The sequence below is a fragment of the Paenibacillus sp. MAH-35 genome, assembly GCF_058135425.1.
In genome coordinates this window covers 128,826-143,667 of the sequence record NZ_JBYUPU010000016.1, presented here as the reverse complement: position 1 = coordinate 143,667, position 14,842 = coordinate 128,826, and the positions used below count along the sequence as shown (strand labels likewise).

General features: G+C 55.4%; 13 protein-coding genes and 1 other RNA gene. 4 read left to right on the top strand and 10 right to left on the bottom strand.

Going from position 1 to position 14,842, the window contains the following annotated elements:
* Positions 1-393 precede the first annotated feature (393 nt).
* On the bottom strand, positions 394-954 hold the full coding sequence (locus AC3Y2E_RS18580; protein ID WP_379212911.1) for a GbsR/MarR family transcriptional regulator: 561 nt from the start codon (positions 952-954) through the stop codon (positions 394-396).
* 275 nt (positions 955-1,229) lie between these two features.
* On the opposite strand from AC3Y2E_RS18580, the gene AC3Y2E_RS18575 reads away from it, so the two are divergent.
* From AC3Y2E_RS18575 to AC3Y2E_RS18565, 3 genes are read left to right on the top strand one after another with little or no spacing between them, the layout of a single operon-like run.
* Complete coding sequence (locus AC3Y2E_RS18575; protein ID WP_379212909.1) at positions 1,230-2,447, top strand: quaternary amine ABC transporter ATP-binding protein; 1,218 nt, start codon at positions 1,230-1,232, stop codon at positions 2,445-2,447.
* Positions 2,425-3,264 carry an ABC transporter permease gene (locus AC3Y2E_RS18570; protein ID WP_190931084.1) on the top strand — a complete coding sequence of 280 codons (840 nt, stop codon included), beginning with the start codon at positions 2,425-2,427 and terminating at the stop codon, positions 3,262-3,264. The genes AC3Y2E_RS18575 and AC3Y2E_RS18570 overlap by 23 nt, the downstream gene beginning before the upstream one ends.
* Positions 3,265-3,276: 12 nt before the next feature.
* Complete coding sequence (locus AC3Y2E_RS18565) at positions 3,277-4,194, top strand: glycine betaine ABC transporter substrate-binding protein (protein WP_379212928.1); 918 nt, start codon at positions 3,277-3,279, stop codon at positions 4,192-4,194.
* A 115-nt stretch (positions 4,195-4,309) separates the two neighbouring features.
* Here AC3Y2E_RS18565 and glpX read toward each other — a convergent pair whose 3' ends face one another.
* The 6 genes from glpX to AC3Y2E_RS18535 form a co-directional block, all read right to left on the bottom strand.
* Complete coding sequence (gene glpX / locus AC3Y2E_RS18560) at positions 4,310-5,290, bottom strand: class II fructose-bisphosphatase (RefSeq protein WP_379212906.1); 981 nt, start codon at positions 5,288-5,290, stop codon at positions 4,310-4,312.
* Positions 5,291-5,411: 121 nt separating this feature from the next.
* Positions 5,412-6,104 (bottom strand): spore cortex-lytic enzyme, encoded by a 693-nt coding sequence (gene sleB / locus AC3Y2E_RS18555; RefSeq protein WP_379212926.1) that lies wholly within the window; start codon positions 6,102-6,104, stop codon positions 5,412-5,414.
* A 207-nt stretch (positions 6,105-6,311) separates the two neighbouring features.
* Positions 6,312-7,262, bottom strand: a complete 951-nt coding sequence (locus tag AC3Y2E_RS18550) for a sugar phosphate isomerase family (RefSeq protein WP_379212904.1) — start codon at positions 7,260-7,262, stop codon at positions 6,312-6,314.
* Between the two features lie 36 nt (positions 7,263-7,298).
* The gene (locus tag AC3Y2E_RS18545) at positions 7,299-8,009 is read right to left on the bottom strand and encodes a PIG-L deacetylase family protein (protein WP_379212902.1); all 711 of its coding nucleotides are present in this window, start codon (positions 8,007-8,009) and stop codon (positions 7,299-7,301) included.
* Between the two features lie 24 nt (positions 8,010-8,033).
* On the bottom strand, positions 8,034-9,044 hold the full coding sequence (locus tag AC3Y2E_RS18540; protein ID WP_379212900.1) for a Gfo/Idh/MocA family protein: 1,011 nt from the start codon (positions 9,042-9,044) through the stop codon (positions 8,034-8,036).
* A complete protein-coding gene (locus AC3Y2E_RS18535) occupies positions 9,041-9,910 on the bottom strand; it encodes a sugar phosphate isomerase/epimerase family protein (RefSeq protein WP_379212898.1) in 870 nt (289 codons plus the stop codon). Before AC3Y2E_RS18535 ends, AC3Y2E_RS18540 begins: the two co-directional genes overlap by 4 nt.
* 202 nt (positions 9,911-10,112) lie before the next feature.
* On the opposite strand from AC3Y2E_RS18535, the gene AC3Y2E_RS18530 reads away from it, so the two are divergent.
* A complete protein-coding gene (locus AC3Y2E_RS18530; protein WP_379212896.1) occupies positions 10,113-11,000 on the top strand; it encodes a helix-turn-helix domain-containing protein in 888 nt (295 codons plus the stop codon).
* A 433-nt stretch (positions 11,001-11,433) separates the two neighbouring features.
* Here AC3Y2E_RS18530 and ssrS read toward each other — a convergent pair.
* The 3 genes from ssrS to cshA all read right to left on the bottom strand — a co-directional run bounded on the left by ssrS (position 11,434) and on the right by cshA (position 14,818).
* A non-coding RNA gene (gene ssrS / locus AC3Y2E_RS18525) (6S RNA) lies at positions 11,434-11,617 on the bottom strand.
* 97 nt (positions 11,618-11,714) lie between these two features.
* Entirely contained in the window at positions 11,715-12,545 is an 831-nt protein-coding gene (locus AC3Y2E_RS18520; protein WP_379212894.1) for a YesL family protein, read from the bottom strand.
* A gap of 653 nt (positions 12,546-13,198) precedes the next feature.
* Complete coding sequence (gene cshA, locus AC3Y2E_RS18515) at positions 13,199-14,818, bottom strand: degradosome RNA helicase CshA (RefSeq protein WP_379212892.1); 1,620 nt, start codon at positions 14,816-14,818, stop codon at positions 13,199-13,201.
* Positions 14,819-14,842: the final 24 nt, after the last annotated feature.

Genomic DNA, 14,842 nt, shown 5'->3' with positions numbered 1-14,842 from the left:
CAAAGCGAGTAGACCCATTTAAAACACAAAAAAGACATTCTACCCCCAAAAAATATGGGAATAGATGTCTTTTTTTGACGTCCCACGTGGGACTGCCGAAGAAAAACGTAAGTTCTTCAGCGGCCTCCATCGCCGCGAGCGTCTCCCCGTCTAAGTTGCAACTGATTCCGGCCTTCCAGGCCGGGCTGCCTATGAAAAGTCAGGCCGGCGAAACCCGCACTAGGCACGCTGTTTGCCCCTGCTGTCCGGCCAAGTCGCATCGTCCGCTATGCTACGTTGCAACTGATTCCTGCCTTCCAAGCCGGGCTGCCTATGAAAAACCAGGCCGGCGAAGCCCGTGACGGGCACGCTGCTTGCCCTCCACTGTCCGGCGCAGTCGCATCGTCCGTTATGCTACGGCTTTTCTTTCGGTACCAGGTCGTAAATTTTGCCCGATTCCAGCGTATCGATCAGCCGGTCCAGCCAGTCGTAGTAGCTCAGCGCAGATTCTATCTTCTCCAAATCTTTGGAGACGGCCGAAGCAAGCGCTTCGTCGCCTCCGTCCTCCTCGAGCAGACGGCGCAGCTCCCCTGACGACCGGTTCAGCGCATGAACGTTCGCTTCCACCGCAGTCCGCCACTCGATAGCGAAATAGTCGGCGAACGTCTGGTGCCAGTCGGACTCGGCCTCGTACAAATCTTTGCGTGCGCCCTTCTCCCATACTCTATGAACCATCTTCAAGTCGAGCAGCATCCGGACACCGGTGCTCATGCTCGTCTTGCTCATCTCCATCTCTTTTCCCATCTCGTCCAGCGTCATCGGTTTCTCCGAGAAAAATAACATGCCGTATAGATGGCCGACCGATAGCGTAACGCCGTATAAGTCCATATTTTTGCCAATGGCTTCAATTACGCGTTTGCGGGCTTTCATGATCGTCTGCGTATGCTGTTCGGATATTCCCTCGAACGGGTGCATGGCTTTCGTCCTCCTCACTTGCAGGCTCCAGGAACGTAATGGCGGCGTCCGCATCCTTGCCCGAGTTCTATTGTTATTGTAAGAAAAGCGTTTGGGAAAGTAAAGGAACGGATGCTAGTGAAAGATGGAGCATACCGGAGTTAACCGCCGTTAAGTTCGTACAGTTTTTTCTGTACGTTCTATACATAAAGTTTTTTCTGTTGATATTTTTATCAGTTTAGGTTTACAATGTACGAGTAGCTTTTCAGGAACGATATAGAAAAGAGGTGGGCCAATTGCCATTCATTGAGCTGCGCGAAGTAAGCAAGCTGTTCGGAGCCGTCCCTCATCAGGCGGTCAAGCTGCTGGAAGAAGGCTGGACGAAAGAACGGCTGGCCAAGGAAAAACAACTTGTACTGGGGGTAAATCGAGTCAGCCTGCAGATTGAAGAAGGAGAAATATTCGTCATCATGGGATTGTCCGGGAGCGGGAAATCGACGCTCGTCCGCATGCTGAACCGGCTGATCGAGCCTTCGTCGGGAGAGATTCGGGTTCGGGACAAAAACATTATGCAGATGACTCCGCAAGAGCTGCGGGAGCTTCGGCGCAAGACGATCAGCATGGTATTTCAGAAATTTGCGCTGCTGCCTCACCGCACCGTGCTGAACAATACGGAGTTCGGACTGGAAGTTCAGGGCGTTCCCAAAAAAGAACGCAAGGAAAAAGCGTTGCGTGCGCTGCAGCTGGTCGGCCTGGGAGATTGGGCCGAGAAAATGCCTGACGAGCTGAGCGGCGGCATGCAGCAGCGGGTCGGTCTGGCCCGTGCGCTTGCGAATGAACCGGAAGTGCTGCTGATGGACGAAGCGTTCAGCGCGCTCGATCCGCTCATTCGCCGCAGCATGCAGGACGAATTGCTGGAGCTGCAGCTGAAGATGAAAAAAACGATCATCTTCATTACCCACGACCTGGACGAAGCGCTGCGGATCGGTGACAAAATCGCACTGATGCGGGACGGGGCCGTCGTACAGGTAGGTACCCCTGAAGAGATTATGATTCATCCGGCCAACGAATACGTGGAGCGGTTTGTCGAAGACGTCGATTTGTCCAAAGTATTAACCGCCGAACATGTGATGCGCCGTCCCGAGACGATCAGTCCGGACCGCGGACCGCGTGTCGCCCTGCAATTTATGAGGGACCTTGGAATATCCAACCTGTTCGTCGTCGACCGTTCGCGGACTCTGCTCGGCGTCATCTCGGCCGAAGACGCTTCCGAAGCGGTGCGGACGAACAAATCGCTGGGCGATATCGTCATTGCCGACGTGCCCCGGGTAAGCCCGCAGACGCTTCTGGCGGATCTCTTCGAACTGTGCGGCGCCGCCAAGCTGCCCGTAGCCGTCGTTAACGATTCGAACCGGCTTGTCGGCGTCATCGTGCGCGGAGCCGTGCTTGGCGCTCTGGCCGGCCAGATCACCAGGACGGAGGTGAGCGCAAATGTTACCGAAGTTACCTCTTGACCGGTGGATCGAGGCTTTCGTCGATTGGCTGATGGATCATCTGTCCGGCGTTTTCGAACTGATGGCGACGGTCATCGAAGGGCTGGTCAACGGCTTCTCTTATTTATTTCATCTCATGCCGCCGCTATTGTTTATCGTCATTCTGGCTGCGGTCGCCTACAAGCTGGGCCGTTGGCCGCTAACCGCCTTTACGGCGATCGGTCTCTATCTGATCGTCAACCTCGGCTTCTGGTCGGAGACGATGGATACGCTCGCTCTTGTTATTTCTTCCGCATTCATATCGATCGTATTCGGAATTCCGCTCGGTATATTATGCTCGCGAAGCAAGACGGTATCCCGCGTCGTCACGCCCGTGCTCGACTTTATGCAGACGATGCCCGCCTTTGTGTATCTGATTCCGGCCGTTATGTTTTTCGGACTGGGGGTCGTCCCCGGCGTGATCGCCTCGGTTATCTTCGCGATTCCGCCGACGATCCGGCTGACACATCTGGGCATCAAGCAGGTGCCCGCCGAGCTTAGCGAAGCGGCCGACGCCTTCGGCTCCACATCCGGCCAGAAGCTGCTGAAGGTCGAGCTGCCTCTCGCCTGGCCTACGGTCATGGCGGGTGTCAACCAGACGATCATGTTGTCGCTCTCGATGGTCGTCATCGCGTCGATGATCGGCGCGCAAGGCGTCGGGGCGTCGGTGTACCGGGCTGTGACGCAGCTCAAAATCGGCGAAGGCTTCGAAGCCGGACTCGCCGTAGTGATCGTAGCGATTATGCTGGACCGTTTCACCCAACGTTTGATGAAATCTGAACGAAAAAGGAGATCCTAACCGATGATGAAAATGAAATCGAAACGTTTCTTTCTGTCCGTCCTTACTCTTGCGGCGATCGCCGCAGGCTGCTCCAACTCGAATACTTCGGGCGGCAGTCCGGACGGCTACGCCGATGCCGGAGCGACCAAGTCGATCGCCGAGCAAGTGAACCGGCAAATTATCGGGATCGATCCCGGGGCGGGCATCATGAAATCGACGGCGCAAGCGATCGACGAGTACGGGTTGAAAGACTGGAAGCTCGTTGAAGGCTCCGGGGCGGCTATGACCGCGGCGCTCGAGAAAGCGCTCAAAGACAAGAAACCTATCATCATAACCGGCTGGACGCCGCACTGGATGTTCGCCAAGCATGACTTGAAATATTTGAAAGATCCGAAAAACGTCTATGGCGGCGACGAGCAGATCCATACGTTCGCACGGCTCGGACTTAAAGCGGATCACCCGTCCGCCCACACGGTGCTGGACAAATTCGAATGGACGCCGGAGGATATGGCGGTCGTCATGTCCGCGATCCAAAACGGCAAAAAACCGGATGATGCCGCGAAGGAATGGGTCGAGGCGAATCCGGACCAGGTCAACGGCTGGACGGAAGGACTTGCCCTGGCGAGCGGTAAATCGCTGAAGCTCGGCTACGTCGCCTGGGATTCGGAGATTGCCAGCACCCATGTCGTGAAGGCTGTATTGGAAAGCAAGCTCGGCTATAAAGTGACGGCGCTGCAAGTCGAGGCCGGACCGATGTGGGCGGGGATTGCCGGAGGCGATACCGATGCGATCGTGGCCGCTTGGCTGCCTACGACGCATGCGGATTATTTGAGCAAGTACAAAGACAAAGTCGAGGATCTCGGTCCGAACTTGAACGGAACGAAAACCGGACTGGTCGTACCAAGCTACATGGATATCGACTCGATCGAAGATCTGCTTAAGCCTTAATCCGCAGATCCGGTCATCCCGGAATTCACCCTATCGCTATGCGACAAAAGCCTCCGCGTGCCGGCAACCCGGCTCCAACGCGGAGGCTTTTCCATATGCTGCGTAGGGCAGCGGTTTATTTGCCCTCGGAGGCAATCTGCACAATATGTTTGTTCGGCAAGTAATGCTGCGTATGGATATGGCGGATCGTACGTGTTTTGGCTCTCATGACGAGCGAATGCGTCTCGGCCCGCTCGCCCGACAAATAGTTGACGCCCTGCAGGAAGCTGCCCGACGTCACTCCGGTGGCCGCGAATATGACGTCCTCCCGGCCGACCATATCTTCCATCGTTAATACTTTATAAGGGTCCTGGAGCCCCATACTGACGCAGCGCTGATATTCTCCGGCGTTGCCCGGCATCAGCCTGCCCTGCAGCTCGCCGCCCAAACATTTCAAGGCGGCTGCAGCCAGTACGCCCTCGGGAGCTCCCCCGGACCCGACGAACATATCGATTCCGCTAGACGGCATCGCCGGCGCGATCGCCCCTGCTACGTCTCCGTCCGTTATGAACTTGATCCGCACGCCCACCTTGCGGAGCGTTTTTACGATCTGCTCATGACGCTCGCGGTCCAGCATCATAACCGTCAATTCACTCAAGTTTTTGCCGAGTAGGGAGGCGACGCAGCGCACCGTTTCTTCCAGCGGAGCGTTGAGATCAACCTTACCCGCACAAGCCGGCCCGACCGCCAGCTTCTCCATATACATATCCGGAGCGTGCAGAAGATGTCCTTTATTTGCGATAGCAAGCACCGATATCGCATTGTCGAGCCCCCGGGCGACGATGTTCGTCCCTTCCAGCGGATCAACCGCCACATCCACTTCCGGGCCCTGCAAATTCCCGACCTGCTCGCCGATGTACAGCATCGGCGCTTCGTCCATCTCGCCTTCCCCGATCACGACCGTGCCGCGAATCGAGACGGAATCGAACATCATCCGCATAGCCGTCGTCGCCGCGGCGTCCGCTTCATTTTTTTTCCCCCGGCCCATCCATTGGGCTGCCGACAAAGCCGCGGTCTCCGTTACCCGGACGACTTCCAGCGCTAACTCTCTCTCCACATCGTTTCCCCCTTGTACGAACTCCTCCCCAATATTGTATCATTAATAATCAATAGTATGTCAATACGTCATTCGTCGACATTTGTGACACACTATTAATCCGCGAACAAGCCGTATTTTATTATTTACAGAAAATATGCTTGCCGATTTGCTTAATTTGCGGCCGGCTCCAAATCCATTTGGACGTAGCGGTCACCGGGTTGAAATAATACAACGCTTCACCGGTCGGGTCCCAGCCGTTAATCGCATCCCGCGCAGCCTTGTAGGCCGTCTCGTTCGGAGTGAGCCACATCTGCCCATCGGCAACGGCTGTGAACGCCCCAGGCTGAAAAATAACCCCGGATACCGAGTTCGGAAACGAAGGGCTTCTCACCCGGTTCAAAATAACGGCTGCGACCGCCACCTGCCCGGTGTACGGCTCGCCGCGCGCCTCCCCATAGACGGCATGAGCCATCAGCCGGATGTCCTCCTCGGAGAAGCCCGACGGTTTTACCGTGACCGAACCGCCGCCTCCTCCTGCTGCGCCCCCTCCTCCGCCGGTTGCCGTTCCCGGCCTCCAGTTTTGCGTCGCCTTCCACAGCATCAGCTTCGTCTTCGATCCGACGACGCCGTCGACCTTCATCCCGAATTTGTATTGAAAATCGCGCACGGCCCGGTCCGTCTGCCAGCCGAAATCTCCGTCAATCCGGCCACGGTAGTAGTCCAGATAACCGAGCCGGCCCTGCAGCTCGTAGACGTCAGAGCCCGTGGAGCCGTACCGGATCGTCTGATCGCTGAAAGACTGCGCCGCATCGTCGGGTACGATCCAGATCATCGTCAGAGCGGCAGCTGCGATCGCGATCGCCAGCACGACCGTTTTCCATCTTTTTGACAACACAAACACCTCCATCCTACTGTGGCTGTTTTCGACAGCTTTAAGTTAGTATGAAGGTGTTTTCAAGTTTCTATTCGGATCGCCGGTCCGTCTCAGCCGGTTGTCTCTCCTGCCTTAAAACGGGGCGCGTCCGGCATTTCCGGGGCCTTAGTTGCACTCCGCTTGAAGTGGTCCCGCAAGCTCTTTCAAGTAAAACAGCTTGCCTGCCAGCGTCGGCATATAAGTCGACGGCAGCCAGCGGTCCGGTCCGTGCCGGAGCGTAATCCACAGCGACATACCCTGCCACATCATCCCCCGGCCCAGCGCTCCGTCGCATCCCCCGATGATCCGGTCGGACTGGAGGAACAACCCCGGACCGATCGTGTTCGCGCGGCAAGGGACCAGCGTCGTCCGGCTTTTGAAGCTGGTGATCGCATTTTGCTCGATCGTCAGCGGATGAAGCTTCGCGCCGATCCGGTAGCAGTCCCGGCTCCACGCTTCCTCGCTATCGTACTCCGCGGCAAAATGCGGTTCCCAGAAGGCGATGTGCAGCATCCGGCCGATGCCGAACACGGTAATCAGCTCCGCGCCTTCCGCTTTCAACGCGGCAATTTTGTCCGCATACGTCGGCAAGTTCGTTTTGGTCGCGAAGTTGCGTTGCTCCGGCGGGACCGTAAGCGCCCCGAGCGGGCCGTAGAATGCCTGCTCCATCGCATACTGAAACGCTCCCGGATTCGTCGGCTCCAGCGTATTGCCTTCGGCATCGCTCCATTCGTCCATGTTGAAGCCGTATACGTGAGCGCAGTCCACGTTCCACTCCTGCAGAAAATAAACCGCCCATTTGTACATTCCCATAGGACCGACCGGCAGGATCATCGCCAGCTTTTTGCCGGCTTCTTTCGTCCTGCGGATATTTTGAGCGATTTCATGCCCCATCATCATATCGAAGTCGTGCACGTTCTCACACGGAACCGGCTTGAAATCCCGGTGCCAGAACGATTGCCGCTCGCCGATCGATTCCGGCGGATGATCGCAGCACACATCTATTTTCGCCATATTCCAGCCCTCCGGATAAAACCCTTCCAGCATCGAGCCTTTTACCGTAGACATAAAGTCCATCCAGCACACCTCCGCATCAATAATTGAAGCCGCCGTCTAAGGGAGCAGACGCGCCGTCGTCATTCTCGGCCACGCTTTGCATGGTACGAACCCTTCCGCGAAGCCGGCTCCGCACTGCAGCCCCCGGAACTTCGAGACGGTTCTGACAAAATCGAGGAAATCGATCCCGTCGTGCTCATACAGCCATTTGATCTGGCTTTCATGCGCCGCGTTCATCGCCAGCTTCGTGTCGATATAATCGGTAATATCGACGTACTCGGTCGGCAGAAAACCGACGCCCGCCAGCGTGTCCATATAATAAATCGGGGCGACCTTCGCATTCGCCGGCGCAGGGACGTCCGCTTCGTAATGCGGAACCGTCGCGCAGAAGCTGGCGTCGAACACCGCTTTGGAAACTTCCATATGATCCTTCATATAGTCCTCGGGCGGATGGGTAATAATGATATCCGGTTCCGTCTGACGAATCACGTTAACCAGCTTGCGGATCAGGGCGTCCTCGTCGGACTTCACATTCAGATCCGCTATATCCATACTGAGCACCTTAGCGCCGATCAGCGCCCCGGAGTTTTGCGCTTCCTTCGCCCGGATCAGACGCAGCTCATCCGGCTGAATAATTTTATGACCTTTGTTGCCGTTCGCGACATGAACCATCGTCACCGAATGTCCGAGCGCCGCATACTTGGCAAGCGTACCTCCGCATCCGATCTCCAGATCGTCCGGATGGCAGGCAATCGCCAGCACGTTCATAGGGGTTCCTCCCGCAAGATCAATTTATAGCTTTGCATCCGCAATTTCGCGCAGCGTCAGACGAAGCGAGTCGCAGCCGTCCTTCAGCGTCGATTGTTCGATATTCCGGCCGCTGGTCAGGCACTCGAGAAAATAGGCCAGCTCGTTGTAGTAACCGCCCAGACTCGAGATGTTGCCTCCCTCTTCGCTGGTCGCGGCAGCTTCGTCCGCTACGCTCAGATCCGGCTCCAGGACGGCTCCTTCCTGCTCGTAGATGCGCATCGCCGGACTCGAGGAGGAGCTGAAGACGACCGCCGCTCTCTCGAATTGAACCCGGAACGACATCTCGAACGGGAACGTTTCGGGGTAGTTCCAGCCGCCTTCCAAGGAAACGACCGCATCCTCATACCGGTACAGGCTGAAAATATGGCCGTTCGCTCCGTCCTTCGTCACCGTCTCCGCCTTTAACCGCTCCGGCTCCCCGAACAGCGACCGGACGAAATCAACGTCGTGTACGTGAAGATCGAGCGCTGCGGAGCCGCTTTTCGCCGGTTCATGCAGCCAACCCTGCCACGCCCAGCCGGGACGCGGACTGATTCGTTTGAACACGCCGGATTGCAGCTTTCCGTAGACGTTTTCCTGCGCCAACCGCCGAAGCTCCATATATTCCGGCCAAAACCGGATGCAGTGTCCGACCATCGCTTGTACGCCGGTTTCCTTTTGCAGCGCGAGCAGCCGCTGCGCTTCTTCCTCGTTCAGACAAACCGGCTTTTCAATAAAGACGGCGTACCCTTTCTGCATCGCCGCAGCGGCCGTATCGGCATGCAGGTAAGTAGGCAGACAGATGTCAACCGCATTCACGTCCGCCTCGCGCAGAAGCTCCTCCGCCGAGGAATACGCTTTGGCTCCCAGCCTGGCGGCGAGCCGGGACGCTTTGTCCGACTCCACGTCGGCAACCGCCGTTACTTGAAAATCCCCTCTTCCGAGCAGCGCCTCATAACAGGACGCATGCATCGATCCCATAAACCCTGCGCCGATCAATCCGATCTTGATCATGTAGGTCCGGCTCCTTCCTGTGTTCTTGTTCTCCCGAGTATCGCATCCATCGAGAGCGAAGTATTGTATACGATCTGCTCCGGAAAATGACGGTACGGCGGTATCATCTCGGCGATGACGTAATCGCTGTACCCGATCTCCCGCAGCTTGGCGGTAACGGCCGGGTAATCGACATCTCCGGCGAGCAGGTCGACGAAAGCGGACAGTCCGGCCCCGTTGCGCCGGAAATCTTTGAAGTGCACCTTCTTGATCCGGCGGTTTAAGATTTTGATCCAATGCTCGGGATAACCGTTTAATAACGTGTTTCCGATATCCAGGTACGCTCCCACCCATTCCGATCCGATCGAATCGAGGAACGTGCGCATCTCGAGCGGGGACAATAAAAATTTGTTCCAGACGTTCTCGACGCCGATCGAAACGTTCGCCGCCTTCGCGTTCGCCGCCAAGCCGCTCAGCGCCTCCAGCGCATTCTCGTATGCAACGTCGTATTCGGTCACGCCCGCTCCGGGTATGAAGTCGACGCCTACCGCACCCGGCACCACCAGGATCGTATCCGCTTTCAACGACGCGGCGATCTCGAGCTGGCGCTTCACGGTATCGATCGCTTTGTCGCGATTCGGCTTGGACGTGCTTGTCAGCGCATACGACCAGCCTAGTCCGCAGGCCAGGCTCGGAAGCTCGATTCCTTCTCCGTCCGCAATCCGCTTCAGCTCGCGAATCTGCTCCGGACTGCTCTCCAGGCTCAGCTCGCCCGTCTCCGCCAGTGCCAGTTCAATCCCGTCATAACCGGCTTTCCTGGCCAAGCGGATACAATCGGACGCCGCCATCCCTTCGGGAAACGACCATACGTTAATCCCTTTTTTCATCCGGCTCTCCCCTTTCGCTTAGTTCGCATACCTTCATCCTATAGAATCGTCCAAGCGAAATCTTTACCGAAACTAGCAAATTATTTAACATTTCTTGCGCTTCCGGGCTTTCCGGTTCCCGGGTAATCTACTATGATGGGGATAAGACCGGCTGGGCGTTTTGCCGTATTCCGGCTCAACCGGCGCTTGATGGAGGGCCTGCATGGAATTCAAAAAAATACCGTTAACCGATACGATCAACGTCACCCACTTGATCTCGCTTCATTATTTCGAATTCGCCAAAGATTTCTTCTTCGAGGGGGAGCAGCACGATTTTTGGGAGCTGCTGTACGTCGATAAAGGGGAAATCGAGGTGATGGCCGATTCGGTCGGCTTCGTGCTGCAGCAAGGGGAGCTTATCTTTCACAAGCCGGACGAATTTCATTCCGTCTGGGCTAACCGGAAGATCGGCCCGAACGTGATCGTCGTCTGTTTCGAATGCCGTTCCGCCTCGATGGCGGCGTTTGAGAATAAAATTTTTTGCCTGAACGATCAGGAGCGCAATTACATGGCCAGCGTTATCAAGCATGGCTTCGCAACGTATTTGCCGCCGTTCGACCAGCTGCGGATTCACGATCTGGTGAAGCGCGACGACGCTCCGCTCGGATCGGAGCAGTTGCTTCGTATCCATCTGGAGCTGCTGCTGCTGTCCCTGGCCGCGCGCGGGGAGTCGCTCCCCAAGTCGACCCGGCTGTCTTCCGCCGCCAAGGAAAGAAGCGACGACGACTTGCTGGAGCGGGCGATCTCCGCAATGGAGCAGCAAATCACAGCAAGCCTCACGCTGGAGGAGCTGTGTACACGGCTTCATGTAGGGCAGTCGCGGCTTAGCGCGCTTTTTAAGGATAAGCTGGGGTCCGGCGTGATGAAAACGTACAAAAGCTTAAAGATCGAACGGGCCAAGCTGCTCATCCGCGAGGAACGATACAACTTCACCGAAATCGCCGAACGGCTCGGCTACAGCAGCATCCATACGTTCTCCCGCCACTTCAAGTCGGCGACGGACATGACCCCGACCGAATACGCCAAAACGGTGCAAGCCCGGATTTTGTAAGATAAACTGTTACAGAAAAATCGTCCGAGGCAAAACGCCCGGACGGTCTGTTTTCTATATGTGGACGGAGGGTCATATTATACGAACAAAAACTTTAACGGACACAGCTGCTGTTATTACGGCGAATTTCGATCAATTCGATTTCTAACGGACATAGATGCACTTATTTGATGGGAAACGTCTCTTTTGGAGGTGGTTCGGAGTAAATTAGCGCTGTGGTGACCGTTACATTTTCAAAAACTGTTTATTAGCGAAATAGCGTCCACCATGTCCGTTAGAGCATGGTTTAGCTTAGATCTCAGGTTCATCTTGGCTCTAACACGGTACTCCCTCGGATACGGAAGCCAGCTGTTCGTTAAAAAGAAGCGAAGCTTATTACTTTTTTCGTTCTAGAGCGAAGATTACACCCATAATATGGAAGTGATAAGCAAACAAAAAACCCGCATATGCCGTCCGATTCCCCTGTTTCAAACCCGCTCTCGCAGGTGGGTGTCCGCAGCCGTCCTTTTGAAGTCCCCTTTTGAGGGCATGTCAGCCGGACGAACGATATTGAACTCCCTAGAAACACTCATTGGTTCAAAACAAGTCGGAAATCGAAACGTACATCGCAGGATTTGTTGGTCGTAGGCGGTTACCGCTACTAGCTAATATTATAGGCGCATCCGGGCGAAAAGTAAACCTCGGGACTTTTCGGCAAAAAAGAAACTTCAAAAATCACGGATTGATTTTGTCCTGCGGCTTCGCGCCGCTTGTATCGGCCGGACCGGAATCGGCTTCGACTTCGGAAGCGCTGTTGAGCTCTTTCTGGGCTTCCGCCTCGGCCTCTTCTTCTTCGAGCTGCTTTTTCTCGGACACCGTTTTCATCTTGTCGAAGATCCGGTGGAACGTCCAGAACGACACGATAGCCATCAGGCTTCCCATAAAAAACGGGATCAGAAACGTGTACTGGAACAGACTGATATATACAATAACCCCGTTGCCAACCATCAAAAAAATCGTCATGATCGGGTTGCCGATCGTGATGAGCATACAATTTTTGATAATCTGCCAAAACTTCATATGGAAATGAACCATAATCGAGAAAAAGTGGAACATCGCCGCAAGCATGATAATGCCGAGCACGATGAACAGCATTGCCAGCAAGCTGAGCGAGCCGGTTTGCCGCAAATAAAACGTATAGTTGATATAGAGGAGCGTCCCGAACAAAATAAACAGCAAACCGCCCAGCATACTCTGTAAATAGTTCTCTTTGTAGCTGCGGAAAAACGTTTTAAACAGCGGCGCATCCGCGTCTCCCGTCAGCCATTTGCGGGCAACCGCGAACATGGCGGCCGTTGCCGGGAATAACGTAAACGGCGTAACGATCGCTACCAGAACGAGCGCTTGCCCCAAATATTCGGGTGTTTCCATCGTCGCGATCAAGCCGGCCAAAACCAAATAAAAAAACGGAACCGAACAGATTACCCACAGCACGTTAATGACAGACAGCCGCATAATCCATTCCGATATCCGGTACAATCCACCCATTAATCCGCGAAATTCCAAGCTGACGTCCCCCTTCGACTCCTTGTCCAATACTTATAATAATACTATCATATTTGCGAAAAGGGAAGGAACCGTCCGGTTCCGGTTCGCTCGTCCGCTCTCATCGTCGTGCCTTCATCCTGCTATCTATACCGAGATCGTTCACTCTGTGCTGCCCTTAATGCGAATGCAAATAACAGTCTTTTGCGAGGCTGTCGATTCATTGTGTAGAAGTGTTAGCAGGCCGTTGCAAGTGAAAAGTTACCTTCTTCTGCTCAAACAGGTTGTCCGGAATCCCTTGATTGAATAAGGATTGTAAGGTAGCGGATTCCAGACAAAACTCGCCAGAAGGTAATCTGTTTCCTTTCCACTTGGTTGTCCATAATGAATCGACAGCCTCTTTTGCATCCTCTATTCTCGCCATATCGGGAAAACAGAAGTGAATAAAGGCGGTTTGCGCCTCTTATTTCCACCGTTTAGTCGGGCTAGCACCCTTTTTGCGACTTATAAGAGCTGCAGACCGCTCTTATTTTCCCATCCAGACGGGTTCCGGAGAAAATAACAGGTACAAACCGCTCTTAATCGTCAATAGTACCTGCAGCAGCGCCATATCGCATAAACACCCGCAGCGTTAAAAAAGGCCCGCCTTTAACGGGCAGGCCTTCCTATGAGGATCAGTTGTTCACGAAATCGGAATTCGTCGGTTTCGGCTTACGGTTCGCATCGTCATACTTGCGAGGTCCCCGCTCCCCGTCGCGGTAGCTGCGGTCGTCGCGTCCGCCGCCGCTGCCGCTGCTATAGCCGCCGTAGCCGCCTCTGCTGTCCCGGCGTCCGCGGTCTCCGTAGCCGCCTCCACCGCCGGAATACGGACGGTCTCCGCCACGGCGGTAGCCGCCTTGTCCTTGACCGTCGCGCACGTACGAGCCCGGCATTTTGCGTCCCGAGTTGCGAACGTCCGGACGGCGCTTTTTGGCGCGGAGCGGCTCTTCCGGAGTCAGCTCGATGTCGATTTCCTTCTTGTCGCCGGTCAGGAGCTTCATCGCGGCTGCAAGCAGCTGAACGGAATCGTACTGCTCGAGCAGTTGGATTGCGCTCGCTTTATATTCAGCATAGTTATCGTCGTTAATCGTTCCGATCAGGCGCTCTGCCGTTACGCGTTGCTTGCCCTCGATCGCTTCGGCCATGCTTGGCAAAGGCTTGCGGGCGATGCGGTGACGGGTTACGCGCTCGATAAAGTGCAGATGGTCGATCTCCCGCGGAGTAACGAACGTCCAGGCTGCGCCTTCGCGCCCTGCCCGTCCGGTACGACCGATCCGGTGAACGTAGCTTTCCGGATCTTGCGGTAAGTCGAAGTTGATAACATGGGTTACACCCGATACGTCAAGTCCCCGAGCGGCGACATCCGTCGCCACGAGAACGTCGATGCTGCCGTCGCGGAATTTGCGCATGACGTTGTCACGCTGGTTCTGCGACAAGTCCCCGTGGAGACCTTCCGCCGAATATCCGCGCTTCTGGAGCGCTTCGGACAACTCGTCGACCCGGCGCTTCGTGCGGCCGAAAATAATCGCAAGCTCCGGCGCTTCCATATCGAGCAGGCGGCAAAGCGCTTCGAACTTCTGCTTCTCCTGCACTTCAATATACGCTTGGGCGATCAACGGTGCGCTGACCTGTTTCGGGATCACCGAAACGTGTTCCGGCTCCGTAAGGAATTGCTTCGCCAGCCGTTTAATATTCTCCGGCATCGTAGCCGAGAACAGCATCGTATGGCGATCCGACGGAACGAGCTGGAGGATCGACTGGATGTCGTCCATAAAGCCCATATCGAGCATCTCATCGGCCTCGTCGAGCACGACGGTATTCACGCTGTCGAGCTTGATCGTCTTCCGGTTGATATGGTCGAGAAGACGTCCCGGCGTTCCGATAATGATCTGCGGCTTTTTCTTAAGCGCGCGGATCTGCTTTACGATATCTTGACCGCCGTAGATCGGCAGCGAGCGGATTCCTTTAAACCGCCCGAGTTTGCTGATCTCCTCGGCTACCTGAATGGCCAGTTCCCGCGTCGGGCACATGATGAGCGCGACGATTTTCTCTTCTTGAGGGTCGATACGGCTCACGAGCGGAATGCCGAATGCGGCCGTTTTCCCTGTACCGGTTTGCGCCTGACCGATCAGATCTTTGCCTTCCAGGGCGAGCGGAATCGTCTTCTCCTGAATCGGAGTCGACTCCTCAAATCCCATTTCTGTAATAGCACGCAGTACTTTAGTGTCCAAGCCAAACTCGCTGAACAATTTCAAATTGCTTCTACTCCTTTTTTACCT